The 23,250-nt window shown below is 53.0% G+C and carries 29 protein-coding genes; all 29 read left to right on the top strand.

Annotated elements, in window-relative coordinates; all coding sequences use genetic code 11:
• The first annotated feature begins 2 nt into the window (after positions 1 to 2).
• The 29 genes from fliG to tsf all read left to right on the top strand — a co-directional run bounded on the left by fliG (position 3) and on the right by tsf (position 23,190).
• Entirely contained in the window at positions 3 to 1,010 is a 1,008-nt protein-coding gene (fliG, locus tag DI14_RS12110; protein ID WP_034808899.1) for a flagellar motor switch protein FliG, read from the top strand.
• Positions 994 to 1,716, top strand: coding sequence for a FliH/SctL family protein (locus DI14_RS12105; protein ID WP_034808896.1), 723 nt, complete (start codon positions 994 to 996; stop codon positions 1,714 to 1,716). Before fliG ends, DI14_RS12105 begins: the two co-directional genes overlap by 17 nt.
• Positions 1,703 to 3,022 (top strand): flagellar protein export ATPase FliI, encoded by a 1,320-nt coding sequence (gene fliI, locus DI14_RS12100; protein ID WP_034808895.1) that lies wholly within the window; start codon positions 1,703 to 1,705, stop codon positions 3,020 to 3,022. The genes DI14_RS12105 and fliI overlap by 14 nt, the downstream gene beginning before the upstream one ends.
• Complete coding sequence (locus tag DI14_RS12095; protein ID WP_034808893.1) at positions 3,019 to 3,453, top strand: flagellar FliJ family protein; 435 nt, start codon at positions 3,019 to 3,021, stop codon at positions 3,451 to 3,453. Before fliI ends, DI14_RS12095 begins: the two co-directional genes overlap by 4 nt.
• Positions 3,454 to 3,457: 4 nt before the next feature.
• Positions 3,458 to 4,006 (top strand): MotE family protein, encoded by a 549-nt coding sequence (locus tag DI14_RS12090; RefSeq protein WP_034808892.1) that lies wholly within the window; start codon positions 3,458 to 3,460, stop codon positions 4,004 to 4,006.
• Between the two features lie 16 nt (positions 4,007 to 4,022).
• On the top strand, positions 4,023 to 5,078 hold the full coding sequence (locus DI14_RS12085; RefSeq protein WP_034808891.1) for a flagellar hook-length control protein FliK: 1,056 nt from the start codon (positions 4,023 to 4,025) through the stop codon (positions 5,076 to 5,078).
• Positions 5,050 to 5,484 (top strand): flagellar hook capping FlgD N-terminal domain-containing protein, encoded by a 435-nt coding sequence (locus DI14_RS12080; RefSeq protein ID WP_034808890.1) that lies wholly within the window; start codon positions 5,050 to 5,052, stop codon positions 5,482 to 5,484. Before DI14_RS12085 ends, DI14_RS12080 begins: the two co-directional genes overlap by 29 nt.
• An 11-nt stretch (positions 5,485 to 5,495) precedes the next feature.
• The gene (flgG, locus tag DI14_RS12075) at positions 5,496 to 6,287 is read left to right on the top strand and encodes a flagellar basal body rod protein FlgG (RefSeq protein WP_034808889.1); all 792 of its coding nucleotides are present in this window, start codon (positions 5,496 to 5,498) and stop codon (positions 6,285 to 6,287) included.
• On the top strand, positions 6,287 to 6,505 hold the full coding sequence (locus tag DI14_RS12070; RefSeq protein ID WP_034808888.1) for a flagellar FlbD family protein: 219 nt from the start codon (positions 6,287 to 6,289) through the stop codon (positions 6,503 to 6,505). Before flgG ends, DI14_RS12070 begins: the two co-directional genes overlap by 1 nt.
• A complete protein-coding gene (locus DI14_RS12065; protein WP_034808886.1) occupies positions 6,498 to 6,947 on the top strand; it encodes a flagellar basal body-associated FliL family protein in 450 nt (149 codons plus the stop codon). Before DI14_RS12070 ends, DI14_RS12065 begins: the two co-directional genes overlap by 8 nt.
• A gap of 9 nt (positions 6,948 to 6,956) precedes the next feature.
• Positions 6,957 to 7,946 (top strand): flagellar motor switch protein FliM, encoded by a 990-nt coding sequence (fliM, locus tag DI14_RS12060; RefSeq protein ID WP_034808883.1) that lies wholly within the window; start codon positions 6,957 to 6,959, stop codon positions 7,944 to 7,946.
• Positions 7,943 to 9,046 (top strand): flagellar motor switch phosphatase FliY, encoded by a 1,104-nt coding sequence (fliY, locus tag DI14_RS12055; RefSeq protein WP_034808881.1) that lies wholly within the window; start codon positions 7,943 to 7,945, stop codon positions 9,044 to 9,046. The genes fliM and fliY overlap by 4 nt, the downstream gene beginning before the upstream one ends.
• 12 nt (positions 9,047 to 9,058) lie before the next feature.
• On the top strand, positions 9,059 to 9,424 hold the full coding sequence (locus DI14_RS12050; RefSeq protein WP_024370114.1) for a response regulator: 366 nt from the start codon (positions 9,059 to 9,061) through the stop codon (positions 9,422 to 9,424).
• Positions 9,421 to 9,918 (top strand): flagellar biosynthetic protein FliO, encoded by a 498-nt coding sequence (locus tag DI14_RS12045; RefSeq protein WP_034808878.1) that lies wholly within the window; start codon positions 9,421 to 9,423, stop codon positions 9,916 to 9,918. The genes DI14_RS12050 and DI14_RS12045 overlap by 4 nt, the downstream gene beginning before the upstream one ends.
• Positions 9,915 to 10,580, top strand: coding sequence for a flagellar type III secretion system pore protein FliP (gene fliP / locus DI14_RS12040; RefSeq protein WP_034808876.1), 666 nt, complete (start codon positions 9,915 to 9,917; stop codon positions 10,578 to 10,580). Before DI14_RS12045 ends, fliP begins: the two co-directional genes overlap by 4 nt.
• A gap of 11 nt (positions 10,581 to 10,591) precedes the next feature.
• A complete protein-coding gene (gene fliQ / locus DI14_RS12035) occupies positions 10,592 to 10,864 on the top strand; it encodes a flagellar biosynthesis protein FliQ (protein WP_034808874.1) in 273 nt (90 codons plus the stop codon).
• On the top strand, positions 10,861 to 11,631 hold the full coding sequence (fliR, locus tag DI14_RS12030; RefSeq protein WP_034808872.1) for a flagellar biosynthetic protein FliR: 771 nt from the start codon (positions 10,861 to 10,863) through the stop codon (positions 11,629 to 11,631). Before fliQ ends, fliR begins: the two co-directional genes overlap by 4 nt.
• Positions 11,628 to 12,719 (top strand): flagellar biosynthesis protein FlhB, encoded by a 1,092-nt coding sequence (flhB, locus tag DI14_RS12025; protein ID WP_034808870.1) that lies wholly within the window; start codon positions 11,628 to 11,630, stop codon positions 12,717 to 12,719. Before fliR ends, flhB begins: the two co-directional genes overlap by 4 nt.
• A 13-nt stretch (positions 12,720 to 12,732) precedes the next feature.
• Positions 12,733 to 14,751, top strand: a complete 2,019-nt coding sequence (gene flhA / locus DI14_RS12020; RefSeq protein ID WP_034808868.1) for a flagellar biosynthesis protein FlhA — start codon at positions 12,733 to 12,735, stop codon at positions 14,749 to 14,751.
• A 1-nt stretch (position 14,752) separates the two neighbouring features.
• A complete protein-coding gene (locus DI14_RS12015) occupies positions 14,753 to 15,811 on the top strand; it encodes a flagellar biosynthesis protein FlhF (protein WP_034808867.1) in 1,059 nt (352 codons plus the stop codon).
• Positions 15,790 to 16,629: a MinD/ParA family protein gene (locus tag DI14_RS12010; RefSeq protein WP_034808866.1), complete on the top strand. Its 840-nt coding sequence runs from the start codon at positions 15,790 to 15,792 to the stop codon at positions 16,627 to 16,629. Before DI14_RS12015 ends, DI14_RS12010 begins: the two co-directional genes overlap by 22 nt.
• A gap of 19 nt (positions 16,630 to 16,648) precedes the next feature.
• Positions 16,649 to 18,628 (top strand): chemotaxis protein CheA, encoded by a 1,980-nt coding sequence (locus DI14_RS12005; RefSeq protein ID WP_034808864.1) that lies wholly within the window; start codon positions 16,649 to 16,651, stop codon positions 18,626 to 18,628.
• Positions 18,629 to 18,640: 12 nt separating this feature from the next.
• Positions 18,641 to 19,072 carry a chemotaxis protein CheW gene (locus DI14_RS12000; RefSeq protein ID WP_034808862.1) on the top strand — a complete coding sequence of 144 codons (432 nt, stop codon included), beginning with the start codon at positions 18,641 to 18,643 and terminating at the stop codon, positions 19,070 to 19,072.
• Entirely contained in the window at positions 19,062 to 19,661 is a 600-nt protein-coding gene (locus DI14_RS11995; RefSeq protein WP_034808860.1) for a chemotaxis protein CheC, read from the top strand. The genes DI14_RS12000 and DI14_RS11995 overlap by 11 nt, the downstream gene beginning before the upstream one ends.
• Complete coding sequence (locus DI14_RS11990) at positions 19,654 to 20,139, top strand: chemotaxis protein CheD (RefSeq protein ID WP_034808858.1); 486 nt, start codon at positions 19,654 to 19,656, stop codon at positions 20,137 to 20,139. The genes DI14_RS11995 and DI14_RS11990 overlap by 8 nt, the downstream gene beginning before the upstream one ends.
• Before the next feature lie 12 nt (positions 20,140 to 20,151).
• Positions 20,152 to 20,922, top strand: coding sequence for a FliA/WhiG family RNA polymerase sigma factor (locus DI14_RS11985; RefSeq protein WP_034808856.1), 771 nt, complete (start codon positions 20,152 to 20,154; stop codon positions 20,920 to 20,922).
• 11 nt (positions 20,923 to 20,933) lie between these two features.
• Entirely contained in the window at positions 20,934 to 21,299 is a 366-nt protein-coding gene (locus tag DI14_RS11980) for a hypothetical protein (RefSeq protein ID WP_034808854.1), read from the top strand.
• A 152-nt stretch (positions 21,300 to 21,451) separates the two neighbouring features.
• Positions 21,452 to 22,192, top strand: a complete 741-nt coding sequence (gene rpsB, locus DI14_RS11975) for a 30S ribosomal protein S2 (RefSeq protein ID WP_021067146.1) — start codon at positions 21,452 to 21,454, stop codon at positions 22,190 to 22,192.
• A 116-nt stretch (positions 22,193 to 22,308) separates the two neighbouring features.
• On the top strand, positions 22,309 to 23,190 hold the full coding sequence (gene tsf, locus DI14_RS11970; protein ID WP_034808852.1) for a translation elongation factor Ts: 882 nt from the start codon (positions 22,309 to 22,311) through the stop codon (positions 23,188 to 23,190).
• Positions 23,191 to 23,250: the final 60 nt, after the last annotated feature.

Below are 23,250 nucleotides of genomic sequence, written 5' to 3'. Positions count from 1 at the left end.
CCGTGAACTATGCAAAACAATCGAACCGAGAAAAAGCGGCGATGCTCATGATCTCGCTCGGACCAGAAGTCGCGGCGAACGTGTACAAGCATCTGTCCGAAGAAGAGATGGAGCAGTTGACGCTACAAATCTCGGCACTGAAAAAAGTATCGCCTGAACAGAAAGAGACGATCATGGGCGAGTTCCATGAGCTCGCGATGGCACAGAGCTACATTACGCAAGGTGGCATCGGCTTCGCGAAGACGGTGCTTGAAAAAGCGGTCGGGGAAGAGAAGGCGATGGCCCTCATCCACCGTCTCACCTCGACGCTCCAAGTCAGACCGTTCGAGTTCGCGCGAAAAGCCGATCCGAAGCAGTTGCTCAACTTTATCCAAAACGAGCACCCGCAAACGATCGCGTTGATTTTGGCTCACCTCGAGCCGGTCAAATCAGGACAAATCTTGTCCGAACTGCCGCCTGAGATTCAATCGGAAGTCGCCAAACGGATTGCGACGATGGACCGGCTCAACCCGGACGTCATCCATGAAGTCGAGCAGATTCTCGAGAAGAACTTGTCGCAGACCGACATGCAGGACTACGCGCAGTCTGGTGGAATCGAAGCGGTCGTCGAAGTGCTCAACGGCGTCGACCGGACGACGGAGCGGACGATTCTCGATGCGCTTGAAATCGAAGACCCGGAGCTCGCCGAAGAGATCAAAAAGCGGATGTTCGTGTTCGAAGATATCGTCACGCTCGACTCGCGGGCGATACAACGGATTATCCGGGAAGTGGCGAACGACGATCTCCTGCTCGCGCTCAAAGTCTCGTCCGAAGAAGTCAAACAAATCATCTTCAAAAACATGTCACAGCGAATGGTGGATACGTTCAAAGAAGACATGGAATTCATGGGACCTGTGCGGTTGCGTGACGTCGAAGAAGCGCAAAGTCGTATCGTCGGGATTATCCGTCGCCTAGAAGACGTCGGAGAAATCGTGATCAGTCGCGGTGGAGGAGATGACATCGTTGTCTAATGTGATTAAACGAGGACGGGCGACAGCGTTCGAGCCGCAACGGATCGACTCGAAGCCGTTGTTTGAGGCGGTTGAGGTAGTACCCGAGATCGATCACGAGTCAGGAATCGCGGCCCGCTATGAAAAACTCAGGCAAGAAGAAGCCGAAGCCAGCGAACGGTGGCACGCCGCAGAAGAGACGATTGAGCGCTTGAAAGCCGAGGCGCTTGAAGCGGCTTACAACGAAGGCTATGCCGCGGGGTTTGACCAAGGGCATGGCGAAGGGAAGGTGACGTTCGATGAGTTGACGACCCGATTGAACACGGTGCTCGTCGAACTCGAACAGTTATACGACGAGAAGTGGCGCTCGGCCGAACGCCAACTCGTCGAGCTCGCGGTCGAGGTCGCCGCCAAGTTGACGACCGACCTCATCCGAAAAGATGAGCAGCTGTTCGCCGATCTGATTCGTGACCAAGTCTTGCGTGAGCCCGACGCCGACAGTTTGACCATCTATGTCCATCCGACCCGCCTCGCCTCGATTCAACGGTTCGAGACGATGTGGCAGACGGACAATGCACCGTTGATGAAATATCGGGCCGACGCGTCGCTAGATGAGGTGAGCGTCCGAATCGAGACGCCGCACCACGGCAGTGAGCGCGACGTGTCCTACAGTTTGGAACGGATTCGGGCGACGATCGAGGAGGTATTGGCCGATGGGGCTTATTGATCTCGTCACGGAGACCGTCTCCCGGTCACCGGAAGACGAATACGTCCGGAAAGTCGGGCGCGTCTGTCGCGTCGTCGGATTGATGATCGAAGCGAGCGGGCCGAGCGCGTTCATCGGTGAGCGGTGCCTCATCGAGTTGCCGAACGGTCCAGCCGTTGAAGCGGAAGTCGTCGGATTCAACGATGCGCGCGTGCTCCTCATGCCTTACGGCGAGACGACTCAAATCGCACCCGGTTGTATCGTCAAAGGGACCGGCCGCATGCTCCAAGTGCCGGTCGGGTTCGAGTTGATTGGTCAAGTGCTCGATGGGCTCGGCCGTCCGTTATCCGGGGAAGGTAAGCGCCCGGCAAAACGATACGACGTATTGCGCAAGCCGCCGAACCCGCTCGAACGGCCGCGAATCCTCGACTCCTTATCGACCGGGGTCCGCGTCATCGACGGGCTATTGACCGTCGGCAAAGGACAACGGGTCGGCTTGTTTGCCGGATCGGGTGTCGGGAAGTCGACATTGCTCGGCATGATCGCCAAACGCTCGTCCGCACACGTTAACGTCATCGCGTTGATTGGTGAGCGGGGGCGGGAAGTGAAAGAGTTTATCGAGAAAGAGCTCGGGCCAGAAGGGATGGCGCGTTCGGTCGTCATCGTGGCGACGAGCGATCAACCGCCACTCGTCCGATTGAAAGGTGCCTATACGGCAACGGCGATTGCCGAGTATTTCCGCGACCAAGGGAAAGAAGTCGTGTTGATGATGGATTCGGTGACGCGTTTCGCGATGGCGCAACGTGAAATCGGGCTCGCCACAGGCGAACCCCCGACATCTAAAGGGTACACCCCGTCCGTTTTCGCCATGTTGCCGCAACTACTCGAGCGGAGCGGGACGGCTGTCACCGGCTCCATCACGGCGTTTTACACCGTACTCGTCGATGGGGACGACATGAACGAACCGATTGCCGATGCCGTTCGCGGGATACTCGATGGTCACTTCGTCATGGACCGTGCCCTCGCGAACCGTGGCCAGTTCCCGGCCATTCACGTGTTGAAGTCGATTAGTCGGGTCATGAACCAAATCGCCTCACCGCTACATCGCGAGGATGCGATCACGTTCCGCAGCTGGCTCGCCACGTACCTAGACGCAGAAGACTTAATCAATATCGGTGCATACAAAAAAGGGACGAATCCAGCGATTGACACGGCCATCGATCACTATCCGGGGCTGCTGACGTTTTTGAAGCAATCGATTGAAGAAGAGGCGTCGTTCGAGCAAACAATCGAGCGGTTGGCCGGAATCGCAAGAGGTGACAGATGAACAGATTATTACTAGAACGAATCATGCCGATCGCTGAACATGAAAAAGAAGAGACGGCGACCGAGATGAGGTCGTTGAAGGCACGATTTGAGGCAGATATGGAAGCGTTATACCGTCTGCTCGTCACGTATGAGTCGCTCATGAAGAGTCAGGATGAACAGTCTGGTACGGTCGACTTGCTCATGTCACAGTATCGCGAGAAGACGCGCGACCTGCTGAAGCGACAAATCGAGACACAACAGCTCGTCGTGACCCAATCGCGCAATCGCTATCACTTGGCGCAAGAGCGTCTGCTCGGGAAAGTCGTCGAAGAGAAAAAATACGTGACGCTCCATGAGAAGGCGAGCCAACAAGAAGTTGCCGCCACAAAAGCGACGGAGCAATCCTTCATTGATGAGCTCGCCGTCATTCACCACGGGAAAGGGAAGTAAGCGGATGGAAAAAGAGAACAGTAGACGTGGAGTCCAGTTGTTGGTCGCCCTTGTCCTCATCCCGGCGATCTTCCTACTCGTCGGAGGTATCGTCGTCATGAACTATGCGATGGATCGCCCACTCTTATCGGTACCGTTCATCGAAACGAAGCAAGAACCGGTGACGGAAAAGAGCGTGAACGTGACAGGGATTGATTCGGATGCTACGAACCGGTTGAAAGTGGCCAACGCTGAAATCGAGAAACTGCGTAATGAAAACGTCGAATTGACGAATGAAGTGAAGGCAAGACAAGAGGAAGTGTCACGTCTCATCAAAGAACGTGACCGTCTCATCGCCGAACTGAGTGCCGCTGCAGAAGTCGAGGCGACGACGTCCGACGTGTCACGCGTCTACGAAGAGATGTCGGCCAAACAGGCTGCGGCCATCATGAACGAGTTAGAGAGCCCACAGGTGGCCAAACTGTTAAAAGAACTATCACCAAAACAACAAGCCGACATACTTGGCCGAATGGATGCACAACGGGCCGCCGTTGTCACCCAGCTGTTGCAATAGGGAGGAGGTCGAATCAATGAATATCGCGTTACTCGGACAAGCCGTGCAAGGAACGGCACAAAAAAACGGGGAAGCGGGTGCTTTTCCGACAGGTCATTTTTTACAATTGCTCACTTCCATGCTCGGGTCGTTCACAGATACGCCGCAGCAACCGGTCAAGTCAGACGGTGAATCGGCTCAATCATTGCCGACCGAAGAACTCTCGTCAGAGCTCGAGCGATGGCTGCAACAGCCGGACAGTCTCGAGTGGTTAAAAGGCTTGCCACGAGACGCCTATCGCCAGTTCATGGACGCCTATACGAGCTTGTTGACGGAAGCGGCATCTTTAGAATCGATGGTGCCCGCGACCAACGTCGTGGCACACGTGTTAGACGGAACGAAGCAGACGGCGCATGCTTCGATTATTCCAGCAATGATTGAACGTGATTTGAAACGGGATGTGCCATCCATGTCGACGCGAGGCGGGTTCGAGACGAACGTCCGCATCGTGCAGCAAATCGTGACGCAATTTAACGGGACGTTTGGCCAGGCTCAAAACACTTTACCCGAAGGAAAACAACCCGAAACCACGTTGACGACGATTGTGAAAGAATCGCTCGAACTGTTGCCAAAAGGCGGGACGTGGACGAGACCTCAAATCGATGTCGACACCGTGATGTACGCTTCGAAGAGTTCGTTGCCTGAAAATTTGAAAGCGCGAATCGAGGCGGCACTGCAACGAGCCCCATTCCAAAGTGGAGCGGACGGATCGAAAGTGTTTACGGTCCGGCTCTATCCAGAACAACTCGGTGAGCTTGTCGTGAAGTTGGAACGTCAAAACGGAGAGCTCGTCGTCAAGTTGTTCGCGAGCAACCAAGATGCGAAGCAACTGCTTCAATCACAACTTCAACAATTGCATCAGACGCTGCAACCGCTCACGCCGAACGTCCGCATCGAGGTGAACTTGACACAACAGGCGCTTGATGCCAAAACGCCGACTTCAAGCGGCGAACAACCTGACGCTAAAGGGGAAGGGCAGCAACAGCCGAAAGGAGAATCTGACGATGACGACCATCCAACCGAAGACGAGTGACTATTCGTTGCCCGATCAATCCGCACCGAAAGCGACGAACCAGTACGACAAGAACATGTTCTTGAAACTGCTTCTCGCGCAACTCGCGAACCAAGACCCGATGTCGCCGATGGAAGACCGTGAGTTCATCGCCCAGATGGCGCAGTTCTCTTCGCTCGAACAGATGCAGACGATCTCGAAACAACTCGACTCGGTCCTCGTCGATCGGCATATGTCCTCGATTTCCGAGTTCAGCAATATGATCGGAAAGACCATCGACTACAAAACCGAGACAGCGACCGAGACGATTCGAGGGTCAGCCCGTGTCGTCTCGATCTCAAGAACGGATGAGGCCGGCTACATGGCCGACCTAGAAGACGGCACGTCCGTCAGCGTGTACGACATTACGTCTATCAAACAAGCATAGGAGGAATTATCATGTTAAGAGCAATGTACTCAGGAATCAGTGGACTGAAGAACTTCCAATCCAAGCTTGATGTCATCGGGAACAACATCGCCAACGTCAACACGTTCGGCTATAAAAAGGGCCGCGTCACGTTCAAAGACCTCGTCAGCCAGCAAGTCGGTAGTGCAACGGGCGCGAACGCCGTCAGCGGGGGGACAAACCCGAAAGAAGTCGGTCTCGGTGGCACGATGGCGACGGTCGATAACGTCTACAACCAAGGCGCGATGCAAAATACGGGTCGTGCCCTCGACGTCGGGATTTCTGGAGAAGGGTTCTTCGCCTTGAACGTGAACGGTCAAACGCAATATACGCGTGCTGGTAACTTCTATACGGATAATGCCGGCGATATCGTCAACGGCGATGGTTCATATTTGCTCAGCACGACGGGTCAAAAGATTACGATTCCGGCAGGGGCGAAATCATTATCGATTGGGAAAGACGGTCAAGTGAGTTACGTTAACGACGCCGGTGTCTCGACGCAGGTCGGTCAAATTCAAATCGTCACGTTCGCCAACAATGCGGGACTTTCAAAAGTCGGTGCGAACAACTTCATCCAGTCACAAAACTCAGGCGTCCCAAACCCAGGAATCCCAGGACAGCAAGGCCGCGGTGAACTCGTCTCCGGTGCGCTTGAAATGTCGAACGTCGACTTGTCAGAAGAATTCACAGAAATGATCGTCGCACAGCGCGGTTTCCAAGCGAACACCCGCATCATCACGACATCGGACGAGATTTTACAAGAACTCGTCAACTTGAAACGCTAATGATTCACGTCACAGCGCTACGGGGTGAAGCGTTCGTGTTGAACGCCTTGTTCATCGAGACGGTCAAGGCGGAGCCGGACACGATCATCCATTTATTTAACGGCAAGACGTATATCGTCAAAGAGTCAAAGCAAGAAGTCGTCGATCGCGCATCAGCATTTTATCGCACGGTCGGATTGATTGGAACGACAGTGACAAGAGGTGAAGAAGATGAGTGAAGAGAAACCAAAAGGCGGCGCCATGAAGATGGTGCTGATTATGCTCGTCGTGTTGCTCGTCATGGGTGGGGCCGGGTTTATGACTTATAAATATTTGTTCGGTGACAACGTGACGGCGAAGACGAAGCCGGTGACGGCCGAAGAACTCGCCGAACGCAGCTTCACGACCGATGACATGACGACGAACATCCAAGACGAGCGGTTCATCAACGTCCAGTTCACCATCGTCACGGACGCGGTCGAAACGAGAGAAAACTTAGAACTCCGGAAGTTCCAAGTCCATAACGTCATCCTCGGGGATTTGGCGGGGATGACGAAAGCGCAACTCACGACGAAAGAAGACATGCAAAAGTTTGAACAGTCGTTGCGCGAACAATTGAACAGCCTCCTCGAGGAAGGCGAAGTTCAACGCGTCTATATGACGAAGAAAATCATACAGTGAGGTGGCATCATGGGAGAAGTATTATCTCAACAAGAAATTGATGCCTTGTTATCCGCGTTAAGTAGCGGCGATGTCGAAGCAGACTCGTTTTTGGCACAAGAAGAAGAGCGGAAAGTCCGGCAGTATGACTTTAAACGGGCCGTCCGCTTCTCGAAAGACCAAATTCGAAGCCTGACGAGAATCCACGAGCACTTTGCGCGCATGCTGACGACGTTTTTCTCGGCGCAGCTACGGACGTACGTTCAGTTCACCGTGAACTCGGTCGAACAGTTGCCGTACGACGAATTCATCCATTCCATCCCGAGCATGACGATGATCAATTTGATTGAAGCACCGCCGCTTAACGGACGCTTCATCATCGAGGTCAACCCGAACATCTCCTATGCGATGCTCGACCGTCTGCTCGGAGGACCAGGTGTCGAGATTGAGAAAGTCGACAGTTTCACGGAAATCGAGATGCGCATCTTGACGCAACTGTACAAGCGAGCGTTCGCTTCCTACGGGGACGCCTGGGAGTCGATTGCCGAGGTGAAGTCACAGATGGCCGCGGTCGAAGTGAACCCGCAGTTTCTCCAACTCGTCTCGCCGAACGAGACGGTCGTCTTAATTTCGATTGGCGTGACGATTGGGGAAGTGAGCGGCACGATCAACGTCTGCTTGCCGTTCGTGACGATCGAACCGATTCTGTCCAAACTGTCGAGTCATTATTGGATGCAAGAGGCGAACCGGCGTAACGCGACAGGTAACAGTAAAGAGCCACTCAAGGCCCAGCTGATGAACTCGTCCGTCGAGGTCGTTTCGCTACTCGGTGAGACGACGATCACGTTCGGTGACTTGTTGCATTTAGAGATTGGCGACTGTTTGACGCTCGACCAATTAGTGAAAGAGCCGCTATCGGTCATGGTAGGGGAAAATAAAGTGTTCAAAGGGCAAGCCGGTGTGAGCGGGAAGCGGATGGCGGTTCAAGTGTTACACCGGGTGAAGGAGGAAGAGCAATGAGTGAGATGTTGTCACAAGATGAAATCGACGCGTTACTGCGAGGGACGAGCGAGAATACCTCGTCAACTGAAACAAAACAAGAAGTGCATCTAGACTCGATGGAAAGCGACGCGCTCGGTGAAATCGGTAATATCTCGTTTGGGAACTCGGCGACGGCGTTGTCGACTTTACTCCAACAAAAAGTCGAGATTACGACACCGATCGTCAGCGAAGTGACAGTCGACGCGTTGCGCGAGCGTTATCCGACGCCGCATGTCGCACTTCGTGTCGGCTACACCGAAGGGTTAGAAGGTGAGAACGTCCTCGTCTTGACGCGAGAGGATGCCGCGATCATCTCGGATTTGATGCTCGGTGGCACCGGCGTCGGTGTCGATCCGGATGGACTTGACGAGATTCGATTATCGGCCGTCCAAGAGGCGATGAATCAGATGATGGGAGCTGCGGCAACGTCACTCTCGACCGTCTTCTCGAAGAAAATCGACATCTCACCGCCGCTCGTCGAAGTGTTCGATGCGACGAAGACGCAGACGATTATCGATCGACTCGAACTGTGGGAGACCATGGTGTTAATCGAGTTCAACTTGAAAGTCGGGACGTTAATCGATTCGAAAATCGTTCAAATCGCGCCAATCAAGTTCGGGAAGCAGCTCGTCAACGAACTGATGGCTGCGACGGCGCCGTCGCCAGCACCAGCACCGAAACCGGAACCGGTCAAGCAAGCGCCGCCACAGCCCCAAGCACAGGCTGTAGCGCCACGTCCGGAACCAAAGTCAGCACCAGAAGTCGCTGTCAGTCAAGCCGAGTTCATGCCACTTCATGCACCGACCTCAAACGAGGCGGCACCGGCCAACCTTGGTCTCTTGTATGATGTGCCGCTCAACGTGACGGTCGAGCTTGGCCGGACGAAACGCTCGGTCCGGGAAGTGCTCGAACTGTCGCAAGGCTCGATTATCGAGCTCGATAAGTTGGCAGGCGAACCGGTCGATATTTATGTGAACCAACAGCGCATCGCCCGTGGCGAGGTCGTCGTCATCGAAGAGAACTTCGGGGTGCGCGTGACAGAAATCATTCAACCGCATGAGCGGATTGGAATCGTTTAAGGAGGAAGACAAATGAGTGCAAAGATTTTAGTAGTAGACGATGCGGCGTTCATGCGCATGATGATTAAAGATATTTTAACGAAGAACGGGTTTGAAGTGGTCGGGGAGGCCGAGAACGGGGTGGATGCGGTCGCGAAGTATCGTGAACTCACACCGGATCTCGTCACGCTCGACATCACGATGCCGGAAATGGACGGACTCGCAGCATTGAAAGAGATTCGTGGATTCGACTCGAACGCGAAAGTTATCATGTGTTCGGCGATGGGGCAACAAGCGATGGTCATTGACGCGATTCAAGCTGGGGCGAAAGACTTCATCGTGAAGCCGTTCAACGCAGAACGTGTCATTGAAGCGGTCTCTAAAACGGTCGCACAATGAACAAATGGTGGTTGATTTTCCTTCTCGTGGTCGGTCTGTATGGACCGGCCACGGTTGAGGCCGCCACCGTCGAGAAGCAGTTCGAGCAACAGCAAGAACAGACAGAGGCCCCGAAAACGGAGTCGACTACCGTTTCAACGATTGGCACACTGATTCAGGTTATTCTCAGCCTCGTTGTCGTCATCGGTGGTTTTCTCGTCTTGATGCGCTGGTTGAGCGCTCGGACGCAAGGGGTGAAGACGGCCCAACATATGAAACATTTAGGCGGTGTTCCGCTCGGGAAAGATCGATCGGTCCAACTCGTCAAACTCGGCGATCAAGTGTATGTGCTCGGTGTCGGGGAATCGATTCAATTGATCGATCGTGTCGAGGCAGATACGCTCGATGAGGAAGTGACAGAACATTTGCCGGTAACCGGTTCGAACGGCTCCGCATTTTTAGATACGTTCAAACAACAGTTGGCCCAGATTGAAGAAGTGAGGAAGAAACGATGACGACGATTGAGCAATTAATCAATTTAGAGACGCCAGACAGTACGTCGACGTCCATTAAACTGTTAGTCGTCTTGACGCTCCTGACGCTCGCCCCGTCATTCCTTATACTCATGACGTGCTTTACGCGTGTCGTCGTCGTCTTGTCGTTCATCCGACCGGCACTCGGGACGCAACAGACACCACCGAACCAACTCATTATCGGATTGGCACTGTTCATTACGTTATTCGTCATGTCGCCGGTTTTATCCGACTTGAATGAGAAAGCGCTCACACCGTACATGGAAGATCAAATCAGTCAAGACGAGGCGTTCGAAGAGGCGAGCAATACGATGAAGCGGTTCATGGCAAAATATACACGCCAAGAAGATTTGCAGCTCTTCATCAAATACGGCAACTACGAGCAACCAGAGTCGATTGAGGATGTTCCGCTCCTCGCGATGGTGCCTGCTTACGCCATCAGTGAACTGAAGACGGCGTTTCAAATCGGATTCATGATTTTCTTGCCGTTTTTGATTATCGATATGGTCGTGGCGAGCGTTTTGATGTCGATGGGGATGATGATGTTACCGCCGGTCATGATCGCCTTACCGTTCAAACTGTTGTTGTTCGTATTAGTGGATGGGTGGCATTTGATCGTGGAGTCATTGCTTAGAAGTATGTAGGAGGAACGATTATGACGCAGGAAATGGTCATTTATTTGGCGACAGAGAGTGTGTGGACATTGTTAAAAATTGCGATGCCGCTTTTACTCATCTCGCTCGTCGTCGGTCTCGTCATCTCGATTTTACAGGCGACGACTCAAATTCAAGAGCAGACGCTCTCATTCGTCCCAAAGATCGTTTCGGTCTTTATCGGACTCGTCATCTTCGGTCCATGGATGTTGCAACAAATCGAAGGGTTTACCCGTATGATCTTTGAACTGATGGTCGAGGTCGCTTCGAAATGAACGCCGTCGATTTCATCAGCCTTTACGGTTTGACGTTCGCCCGGCTATCCGGTTTCTTCGTCAGTGTACCGCTCTTCTCGTCCCGGCAACTTCCGGTCATGCATCGCGTCGCGTTCAGTGCGCTGCTCGCGTATTATGCGATGTTCACCGTGACAGAACCGATTGTGATGAGCGAGGCGTTCATCGTACAAGTGTTGTATGAAGTATTGATTGGGCTCTTGCTCGGCATTTTAATCAACATCTTGTTCTTTGCCCCGCAAATCGCTGGGGGTGTCATCGACTTACAACTCGGTTTGGCGATGGCGTCGGCGTACGACCCGATGTTTGGTGGTCAGTCGCTGCTTATCGGTCGATTTTATTATATTTTCACGTTGTTCATCATGTTATCGACGAATATGCATTTACTGCTTATCGATGGGATTTATTATAGCTTTCAAATTTATCCGCCCGGTCAGCCGATGATCAACTTCACCGAGGCGTCGCTCATGATGGCCGTCAAGGTCGTGACGATGACGATGCTCGTCGCGTTGCAACTTGCCTTGCCGATGATGGCATCGCTACTCCTTGTCGACTTGGCACTCGGATTCCTTGCGAAATCGGCGCCGCAATTCAATATTTTTGCAATCGGATTTTCATTCAAGCTGATTGCGGGATTTTCGGTCATGGTCGTCATGATGGGGTTGACCTTGAACGGCATCAGCCAATTCATCCCGATTTTACAAGAAGTGTTACGTGATTTTATGACTGTGCTAGGAGACGCCTCATGAAGCCTCTATATACCTTATCGGTCGATCTTCAATTTTTTGCAGGAGAAAAAACCGAAAAAGCAACACCGCGTAAACGAGAGGACTCGCGCAAGAAAGGACAAGTCGCCATATCCGCCGACTTGACCGGGGCGTTCGCCTTGTTCGCCATGTTCCTCATGTTGTCGTTTCTTGGCCCGTATATCGGGAAGCAGTTGTTCACGTTGACGAAAGATTTGCTCGGGCCGACGTATTTATTGACCGACTTGTCAGACGGAATGGCCGGTATGCTCGTCGATTTATTGTTACGGGTCGGAATCATTTTAGCCCCGTTCTTCATCGTCGCCGTCGTCTTTGGCGTCTTGGTCAACTATTTCCAAATCGGTCCGCTCTTCTCGACAGAAGCGATTCAACCGAAGCTTGAACGAATCGATCCCATCAAAGGGGTCAAACGGATTGTCAGCATGAAAGCCGTCGTCGAATTTTTAAAGTCCTTATTCAAATTATTGATTATCCTGACGACCGCTGTCGCCGTCCTTTGGCAAAACCAAGAGAAATTGTCGCGTATGGCCGTCGAGCACGTCCGTGAATCGGTCGTCGCCTTGACGAGTATCACGATTGAACTCGGACTGTGGGTGAGTGTGGCCTTGCTCGCGCTCGCATTGCTCGACTTTTTCTATCAACGGTTCGATTTTGAGAAATCGATTCGCATGTCGAAGCAAGATATTAAAGACGAGTATAAGAACAGTGAAGGTGACCCGCTCATCAAATCGAAAATCAAGCAACAACAGCGGGAAATGGCGATGCGCCGCATGATGCAAGAGATTCCGAACGCGGACGTCGTCATCACGAACCCGACTCACTTCGCCGTCGTCATTCGCTATGACGACTCGAAAGATTTTGCCCCGCTCGTCGTCGCCAAAGGGGTCGACCGTGTCGCGTTCCACATCCGTGACGTGGCAAAAGAACACGAAATTCCCATCGTCGAGAACAAACCGCTCGCGCGAGCCCTCTATGCCCAGATGGACATCGGAGAGGCTGTCGACGAATCGTTCTATCAAGCGATCGCCGAAGTGCTCGCGTTCGTGTATCAACTGAAACAACCGTCTTGAGGAGGAGTATGCGTTGGCTGTAAGAGCTAAAGATTTTGCGGTATTGATTGGCGTTCTCATGATCGTCGTCATGCTCGTCATCCCGTTACCGGGGTTCATGTTAGATTTCTTGATTATTGTAAATATATTGATCGCCATACTCATCCTGCTCGTGGCCATGAACGCCCGGGAAGCCCTCGACTTCTCGGTCTTCCCTTCGCTCTTGCTAATCGTGACGCTGTTTCGACTCGGCTTGAACGTGTCGACGACCCGTTCGATTTTGTCGACCGGATACGGAGGCGAAGTCATCGAGACGTTTGGCCACTTCGTCGTCGGCGGGAACATTCTCGTCGGATTCGTCGTCTTTCTCATCCTCGTCATCATCCAGTTCATCGTCATCACGAAAGGGGCCGAACGCGTATCCGAAGTGTCGGCACGATTCACGCTCGATGCGATGCCAGGGAAACAGATGGCCATCGATGCCGATTTGAACTCGGGATTGATTGATGACAAAGACGCGCAAATTCGCCGGAAAAAGATTCAAAGTGAAGCCGACTTCTACGGCTCGATGGATGGGGCCTCGAAGTTCGTCAAAGGAGACGCCATCGCCGGGATTATCATCGTCGCCATCAACTTGATTTTCGGAATCATCATCGGTACCGTCCAAATGGGCCTTCCGGTCGGTGAGGCTTTCGAAACGTTCTCGCTCATGACAATCGGGGACGGGCTCGTCGGTCAAATCCCGGCGCTCCTCATCTCGACAGCGACCGGGATTATCGTCACACGTGCCGTCTCGGACGGGAACCTCGGCGAGGACGTCGTCGACCAGCTCGGTCAAAACCCGACGCTGCTCTATATTGCCGGCTCAATCGTCATCATGCTCGGCTTTATCTCGCCAAGTCTGCTCCCGGTGACGCTCATCATTGCCGGCGCAACGTTCTACGGCGCTTATGCGATGCGTCGTAATTTGAAACGCGTCATCGACACACCGCTACCGGAAGAAGAACCGTCGGCACCGACCGAGACGGTCGTCTCGCTGCTACAGATTGATGCCATCGAATTCGAATTCGGTTACGGACTCATTCCGCTCGCCGATGAATCGCAAGGCGGTGATTTGCTCGACCGGGTCGTCATGATTCGTCGTCAGCTCGCGCTCGAACTCGGGTTCATCTTGCCGACGGTCCGGATTCGCGATCATCTGCAACTGTCACCGAACGCATATCGCATCAAAGTGAAAGGCAACGTCGTCGCTGAAGGTGAACTCTTGCTCGATCATTACTTGGCGATGAGTCCTGGGATTGAAGATCCGGAAGTATATGGGATTGAAACGACGGAGCCGGCGTTCGGTCTCCCGGCGCTATGGATTGATGAAGAGACGCGCACCCGTGCCGAAATGAGCGGGTATACCGTCGTCGATCCGCCATCCGTCGTGGCGACACATTTGACCGAGACGCTCAAGAAACATGCCGCCGACCTGCTCGGCCGCGAAGAGACGAAACAACTCGTCGAACATTTGAAAGAGACACACCCGGTGCTCGTCGAAGACGTGACACCGTCCGTCTTGTCGATTGGCGACATTCAAAAGGTGCTCCGTCATCTGTTGAAAGAACATGTCTCGATTCGCAACTTACCGCTCTTATTCGAGACGATGGCCGATTACGGCAAAGTGACGAAAGACGCAGACATCCTCGGCGAATATTGCCGACAAGGTCTGTCCCGCCAATTGACGGACCAAGTCAGTCCGCCCGACGGACCGCTCTATGTGGTCACGCTCGGCGGTCAGACCGAACAGTTGATACAAGACGCCGTTCAAAAAACGGAGTTCGGCAACTATTTGGCGCTCGATCCGGATCAGGCGCGTGACATCATCGAACGTACGGCCGAACAGTTATCGATGTTTGAACGCTATGGCGCGTCGGCTGTCATTCTCTGCTCGCCGACGATTCGCTTGTTCGTTCGACAGCTGCTCGAACGCTATTATCCAGACGTCCCGGTACTCGCCTATAACGAGTTACTCAGTTCTGTCGAAGTGAAAAGTATTGGGGTGATTTAAGATGCAAATCAAAAAGTATACGGGTAAGACGATGGCTGAAGCAATGGCAAAAGTGAAGCAAGAGCTTGGTGACGATGCCGTCATCTTGAACTCTAGACAAGTGAAGACCGGATGGTTCGGACTGTTCGCCTCGAAACAAGTGGAAGTCATCGCCGCGCTCGAGAAAGAGCCGGTACGCCTGAAACCGAGACAGCGCGTCGAGGAGCAGACGCCGGCACCATCCGTCCCGCAAACAGCGCAACTGCCGGTCATCCACCCTACGGTGACGCCACGGCGACTGCCGGCCGGACTAGAGCGGATCGAGTCGTTGCTTTCGACCGATTCGTTCGTCGGATTGGGCTGGGAAGAACGGATCAACGAACTGTTCTATACGACGAGGTCGGTCGAGGCGGTCGAACGTTTCGTCCGTGACGAGATTCAACGTGTATTTAAAGCCGCACCGGAAACGTCGCGCTACGTCATGCTCGTCGGACCGACGGGTGTCGGGAAGACGACGACGCTTGCGAAACTCGCGGCCCATTATAAGCTCGAGGAAGGGAAGACGGTCGGATTGATCACGACGGACACGTATCGGATTGCCGCAATCGAGCAACTGAAGACGTACGCCGAGATTTTAAACATTCCGGTCGAAGTCGCGTATGACTTTGATGACTTTAAGCGGGCGAAGCAACTATTCGCTCGAAAAGACATCGTCTTAATCGATACGGCCGGCCGCAACTTCCGTGACGAGGCGTATATCGAGCAGTTCCATCACCATCATGATTTTTCAGAGACGAACTTGTCCCTCGTCCTCAGTTTGACCTCGAAGTTAAAAGACATGGAGACGATTTATGGGCAATTCGCGCCGTTGCCGCTTCGGTCGCTCATCTTCACAAAAGCCGATGAAACGAGCGATATCCATGCGATGTTCAAACTCGTGCGGGATAGCGGTCTTCCGGTCGCCTGGTTGACCGATGGGCAAGAAGTACCGGACGACCTCGTCGAAGGGAATGCTGGACGATTGACCGAGAAGCTTTTGGAGAAAGAAGGGTGGCCACGATGGACCAAGCAAGGCGTCTGAGGGCGCGAACGGACCGTCACCCGACGACGATCGCGTTCGCGAGCGGAAAAGGTGGGGTCGGTAAGACGAACGTCTGTGTCAATACCGCCATCGGGCTCGTCGAACTCGGGCAACGCGTGCTGATCGTCGATCTCGACCTCGGGATGGCGAACGTACACATCTTACTTGATGCCGCCCGTTCGCAAACGATGGTCGATTGTGTGAAGACGCGGATTCCACTGCTCTCCGCTGTTCAGAAACATGTCCACGGTGTCGATATATTACATGGGGGAAGCGGACTCGATGCGTTAGTCCAATTCTCAGAAAGCGACATGCAATTTTTAATGCGAGAACTCGAAGTGTTGACCGATTATGACTACGTGTTATTCGACATGGGGGCCGGGGCGACGGACACGTCACTCCAATTCATCGCCGGGTGTGATGAGATGTTTTTAATTTTGACACCGGAACCGACTTCGCTCATGGACGGATATGCGTACACCAAACTCGTCCACCAACAGTATCCTGATTTGCCGCTCGGCGTCATCGTCAACCGCGCCCAGTCAGGAGAAGAGGCGCTTCAATGTTTTGAACGGATGGAAGTCGCATGTCGACAGTTTTTAAAGAAAACGATTCGATTCCTTGGCTATTTACCGGATGACCCGTCCGTCAGGAAAGCGGTCATCGCGCAAGTCCCGTTTTACACGTTCGATCGCAAGAGTGACATCAGTTGGAGGCTCGAGCGGATTTTGACGACGCTCACCGGGACGCCGCCACGCCAGCGTCACTTCATGGATCGTCTGATGGGGAATTTGCGCCGCCAATGGAACCGAGTTTAACGACAGGGAGGCAATATAGATGGACGTGAACGAATACTTAGGATTGTTTTTAGATGAAGCACAAGAACATATCCAGTCTGTGAACACACAGTTGTTGAAGCTCGAACAGTCAGGCAGCATGGACGCGGTCCAAGAAATATTCCGTTCGGCGCACACGCTGAAAGGAATGGCGGCGACGATGGGGTACGAGAGCGTCGCGAACTTGACCCATGAGATGGAAAGTGCGCTCGACCTCGTTCGAGGCGGAAAGAAAGCAAGCAACCAACTTCTGCTCGATACGATGTTCACGGCGATGGAGCAAATCGAAGAGATGATTGCCCACATTGAAGGTGGCGGCAACGGGACGAACGTTGATGTGAGCGCGACAGTGAAGGCGTTCCAAATCTTCATTGGTCACGGTGAGCCAGAAGCGGTCGAAGTAGTCGATTCGCCGTTCACGGTCGATTTGTATACCGACTCCGTCATCGAACAGGCGAAGCAGACCGGGTTTGAAGCGTTCCGGCTTCACGTCAAGCTGTCCGATGCGGTCGTCTTGAAGGCGGCACGTGCCTATATGGTGTTCGATCGGCTCCAAGAGCTCGGTGAAGTCGTCCGGACGGTGCCGGACACAGAAGCGATTGAACAAGAACAGTTCGACTTGTCATTTGACGTCTTATTCTTGTCACAAGAATCGGCCGAAGTGATCGAGCATGCCGTATCGCAAGTGTCCGAAGTCGACCGGGTCGAAGTCCACGTGTTTACGACCGAATCGATCGGTGAGCCGGAAGTCGCAGCGAGCGTCGAGGCATCGATCGCACCCGTTGTGAACGCCGTACCGACGCTACAAGAGACGGATGAAGTGAAAGAACAACCGGTCGCGCAAGCGAAGACGATCCGTGTCAACTTAGAGCGAATCGATCGCCTCATGAACTTGTTTGAAGAATTCATCATCGACCGTGGACGTCTCGAACGTCTCGCCGACGAAGTCGGACAGCCTGAATTGAACGAGACGGTCGAAAAGATCAAACGCGGAACGAATGAGTTGCAATCACTCGTCTTGACGTTACGGATGATGCCGATTGAGCAAGTGTTCAACCGGTTCCCACGGATGGTGCGTTCTGTCGCGAAAGATATTCAAAAGAAAGTCCAGCTCGATATTTCAGGAGCGGAGACGGAACTCGATCGGACGGTCATCGATGAAATCGGCGACCCACTCGTCCACTTGATTCGCAACGCGATCGACCACGGGATCGAACGTCCCGACGTCCGGGTCCAGTCCGGCAAACCGGAACAAGGACGCCTTTCGCTACGGGCGTATCACGGCGGCAACCGTGTCTTCATCGAGATTGAAGATGACGGGGCTGGCATCAACGTCGATAAAGTCCGGGCCAAAGCGCTCGAGCGTGGCGTGTTGACGGTAGAAGAGGCTGCGAGCATGACGGACAACGAACTGGCGATGCTCATCTTCGCACCTGGTTTCTCGACGGCAGACGTCGTCACCGACTTGTCTGGCCGCGGCGTCGGCTTAGACGTCGTCAAAAACAAAATCGAGTCGCTCGGCGGCGTCGTCTCCCTCGAGACGGCAGTCGGGCAAGGGACAAAATTCCAAGTCAGCCTCCCGCTCACGTTGTCGATTATCTCGGCGATGCTCGTCATGGCGGGCGAGGAGACGTATGCGATCCCGTTATCCTCGATTCTCGAGACGACGTTGCTCGATGAAGCGGATATTTTGACGGCGCATCGTGAGCGCGTCTTCGATTTCAGAGGACAACTCGTCCCGCTCGTCTATTTGAAAGAAATGTTCGGCATCGAGGCGGAGACGAAGTCGCAATTCCCGGTCGTCGTCGTACGAAAAGGGAACAAGCTCGTCGGTGTCGTCGTGAACGATTTGATTGGCCAGCAAGAGATTGTCATGAAACCGCTCGGCTCTTACTTAGAGGGGATTCCAGCCATCTCGGGCGCCACAATTCTTGGAGACGGGCGTGTCGCCTTGATTGTCGACAGCAACGATCTCTTCTAAGGAGGAAGCAAGATGGAACAAAAATGGGTAGTCTTTTCACTCGCCGACAACACGTACGGAATTGACGTTCAGTCGGTCCGTTCAATCGAGCGTATGCAACCGGTCACGCGCGTCCCGAACGCACCGGCTCACGTCAAAGGGGTCATCAACTTGCGCGGGGTCGTAACACCGGTCATCGACCTTCGCCTCCGCCTCGGCTATGAGGAACTTGAGGCGACGGACGAGACGCGTATCTTGATTGCCTCGTTGAATCAAGGCGATGCCGGGTTCATCGTCGACCGGGCGAATGAAGTCGTCGAGAGCGACGACGTGCGTATCGAACCGATCCCTGAGTCGAGTCAAGACATGCTCGCGGCGCATTTGACGGCGATTGCCAAAGGGGAAGACAAGCTTTTCTCGCTCCTAGATGCCAACGCCTTGTTCGAGGATCAACATGCTGAGTGAATTTGAACAAGATTTATTGAAAGAACTCGGGAATATCGGGTCGGGTCACGCCGCGACGGCGTTGTCGACGCTGTTGGCCAAACCCGTCAACATCACGGTCTCGTCGGCCGAGATGGAACCGATCTCGTATTTACCGGAACGGGTCGGCGGTCCCGAGCGGCACGTCGCCTCGGTCTTGCTCGAACTCGGTGGTGAGATTCGCGGCATGATTCTGATCCTGTTTCCAGTGGATGACGCCGAGGCGATGGTCACCTCGTTAATCGGAAGGCCGTTCACGTTCGCCGAAGCGACGGACCTTGGCCAATCGGCATGGGAAGAGATTGGAAATATTATGAGCGGGGCGTACGCCCGTGCCTTGAGCGACTGGTTGACGACACCGATTCTGATTCAAGTCCCGGCGACAGCAATCGACATGGCCGGCTCCATCGTCGAGTTCGTCGTCTCGTCGGTTCAGCCGGAAGAGGACGCGGCGCTCTATATCGACACGTCGTTCTTGATTGACGAGAAAGTGAGCGCTGGCCACGTGTTGTTCCTACCGACACACGGCTCGCTCAAACAAATCGAGCGGCGGTTACTCGGCCATGGCTGAGGTGCTCAAAATCGGCATCGCCGAATGGAAACAGACGACGGCACCGAATCGACTCCGCACGGCCGGTCTCGGTTCTTGTGTCGGTGTGATTCTGTACGATGCGCAAACGAGAGTGGCGGCGATGGCACACGTCATGCTGCCGGACTCAAATATCGCCCGAAAACACCAGACGCTCGAGGTAGGAAAATATGCCGATACGGCAATCGATGCACTCGTTGACTCGTTGAAACGGGCCGGGGCCGGTCGATTACAGGCAAAAATGGCCGGTGGCGCCCAAATGTTTCAGTTCAAATACGAAAACGAGGCGATGCGGATCGGTGAGCGTAACGCCGAGGCGATCCGCAAAGCGCTGAAGGCTCATCGCATTCCGCTTATCGCGGAAGATTGCGGCGGCCATAACGGGCGCACAATCGAATTTGATGTGGCCACATCCGTATTGTCGATTCGGACGGTCAGTGTAGGCACGAAAGAACTTTAAGGGGGGATCGACATGACGACTCAGCTTACTCAGTTGTGGGATCGTTGGAACAGTGACCGTGATATGGAGACGGCGAATGAACTGTTATCTCATTATGAATTTTTAATCCATTATCACGTACAACGAATGATCGTGACGCTCCCGAAAAGCGTCGAACGCGACGAATTGAAAAGTTTGGGTTACATGGGATTGTACGATGCCCTCATGAAATATGATCCAGATCACAACAACAAGTTTGACACGTATGCGGCGTTTCGGATTCGCGGGGCGATTATCGATGGACTTCGTAAAATCGATTGGCTCCCGCGGTCCGTGCGTGAACGGGTCAAAAAGATTGACCAAGTGGCAGAGCAGCTCGAGCAGAAACTGCATCGGGCACCGACGAAAGAAGAGCTCGCGACCGCTTGTGGCATCCCGATTTCAGAGATTGAAAAAGCGATGGCGGAAGGGTATTTCGCGAACATGCTATCGATCGATGAGGCGGTGACGCTTCAAGAAGAAGGGAAAGTGATCTCCGTCACGTACTTTGACCCTGATTCAGAAAAGCCGGAAGATACGCTCTTACAACGTGAACTTCTCGACGTCTTGACGGACGAGATTGAGCGGTTGACAGAGAAGGAACGGCTCGTCGTCTCATTGTTCTATTTCGACGAGTTGACGTTGACAGAGATTGGGGAGGTGCTCGACTTGTCGACGTCACGCATCTCGCAAATCCACTCCAAAGCGTTGAAGACGCTCAAATCGGCGCTCGGACGTTCCTATTTAGAAGAGAAGACGTCATAAGGAGGATGAAGATGACGATTATTTTATTGCTTGCCGGCATCGGATTCACCTATGCGCTCTTACTCGCCTTCAAACAGTTGCAGACGCTAAAGAGCCGAGTCGAGCAGCTTGAAGCAGAAAAACGTGAGACCGAGCTGTTGTTGTTATCGTTCATGGAATCGATGAACGACGTCGTCAAACAAGACGTCCGTGACGTGGTGATTGAACCGGAAAAACACGAACCCGCAGCAACTCCCGTTCAACGAGAATCGGGGGAACGAGCGGACCATCAGCTCGTCGAAGAGACGCTCCTCCGTCACTCTGTGCGTGACGCGGCCCGCCTCCTCGGAAAAGGGGAAGGCGAGATGGCGTTATATGCAAAATTTCGGGGCAAGTGAGAGTTGCCGGATTACGTGACTTATGCTATAGTAATTCTCGGTGTTAAACACATCACACACGTCTCGGGATGGTATTCCTCGGTGCCGAAAGGTCGGAATACAACGATGAACGAGGCGGAGGACTTTTTTAAACCACAAGGAGGAAATTTATCATGGCAGTAATCTCAATGAAGCAATTGCTTGAAGCTGGTGTACACTTCGGTCACCAAACACGCCGTTGGAACCCAAAAATGGCGAAATACATCTTCACGGAGCGTAACGGAATCTACATCATCGACCTTCAAAAGACGGTCAAAAAAGTAGACGAAGCGTACAACTTCGTTCGTGAACTCGCGGCAGAAGGCGGAAACGTCCTCTTCGTCGGTACGAAAAAACAAGCTCAAGACACGATCAAAGAGGAAGCACTCCGTTCAGGTATGTACTTCATCAATGAGCGTTGGTTGGGTGGAACACTCACAAACTTCTCAACAATCAAAAAGCGTATCAACCGCTTGAAGCAGCTTGAGAAAATGGAAGCAGACGGCACGTTCGAAGTACTTCCTAAGAAAGAAGTCATCATCTTGAAAAAAGAAATGACGCGTCTTGAGAAGTTCCTCGGCGGAATCAAAGATATGCCGGGCGTTCCAGATGCTCTCTTCATCGTTGACCCACGCAAAGAGCGTATCGCGATTGCAGAAGCTCACAAATTGAACATCCCAATCGTTGCGATTGTTGATACAAACTGTGACCCAGACGAAATCGACTACGTTATCCCAGCGAACGACGATGCGATTCGTGCGGTTAAATTGCTTACTTCTAAGATGGCAGACGCAATCATCGAAGCGAAGCAAGGCGAAGAAGAAGTTGCTGAAGAAGCTGTAGCACCTGAAGCAGAAGCTACAGAAGCTGAGTAATCAGTTAGACAACAGGTGATAAAGGGAAAGCCTTTTATCACCTTTTTTTAGGACATGTATACGAAGGCACCGTGCCTTCTTCTTAAAATTTGTAATGTTACAAGGAGGAATTTCCGATGGCAGTTACAGCAGCAATGGTAAAAGAACTTCGTGAAAAAACAGGCGCAGGTATGCTCGATTGCAAAAAAGCACTCACTGAAACAAACGGTGACATGCAAGCAGCAATCGACTTCCTTCGTGAAAAAGGAATCGCGAAAGCGGCAGCGAAAGGCGACCGCATCGCAGCAGAAGGTTTGACAGCAGTAGCGGTTGACGGCAACAAAGCTACACTCGTCGAAGTAAACTCAGAAACGGACTTCGTTGCGAAGAACGAGAAGTTCCAAACACTCGTATCTGACGTGGCGACAGCTGTCCTCACTTCAGGCGCATCGACAGTTGAAGAAGCGCTCGCTTCTGAATTCGTCGCTGGCAAAACGCTTGAGACGCACATTCAAGAAGAAGCTTCGACAATCGGAGAGAAAATCTCACTCCGTCGCATCGCTGTTCTTGAAAAAGCTGACGATGCTGTATTCGGCACGTACCTCCACATGGGCGGCCGCATCGGTTCGGTCGTCATCATCGACGGTACGACTGACGAGACAGTTGCGAAAGACGTCGCGATGCACGTTGCTGCAGCACGTCCACTTTACGCGACACGCGACCAAGTATCAGCTGAAGAAGCAGACCGTGAGAAGAAAGTCTTGACTGAACAAGCCCTCAACGAAGGGAAGCCAGCGAACATCGTCGAGAAGATGATCGCAGGACGCATGAACAAGTACTTCGAGGAAATCTGCCTCGTTGACCAAACATTCGTCAAAGACGCTGACTTCAAAGTTGGGAAATATGTAGAGTCTAAAGGCGGCCGTGTCAACTCGTTCGTACGTTTCGAAGTCGGCGAAGGCATGGAAAAACGCGAAGAAAACTTTGCTGAAGAAGTTATGAACCAACTTAAAAAATAATCTGCGTCACACGTGATGCATTCAAAATTGGGAACACGTCTGTATAACCTTGAGTTAGTT

This window comes from Exiguobacterium sp. AB2 (genome assembly GCF_000696055.1).
Taxonomy (GTDB): Bacteria; Bacillota; Bacilli; order Exiguobacteriales; family Exiguobacteriaceae; genus Exiguobacterium; species Exiguobacterium alkaliphilum.
This window is presented reverse-complemented; position numbering and strand designations above follow the sequence as displayed.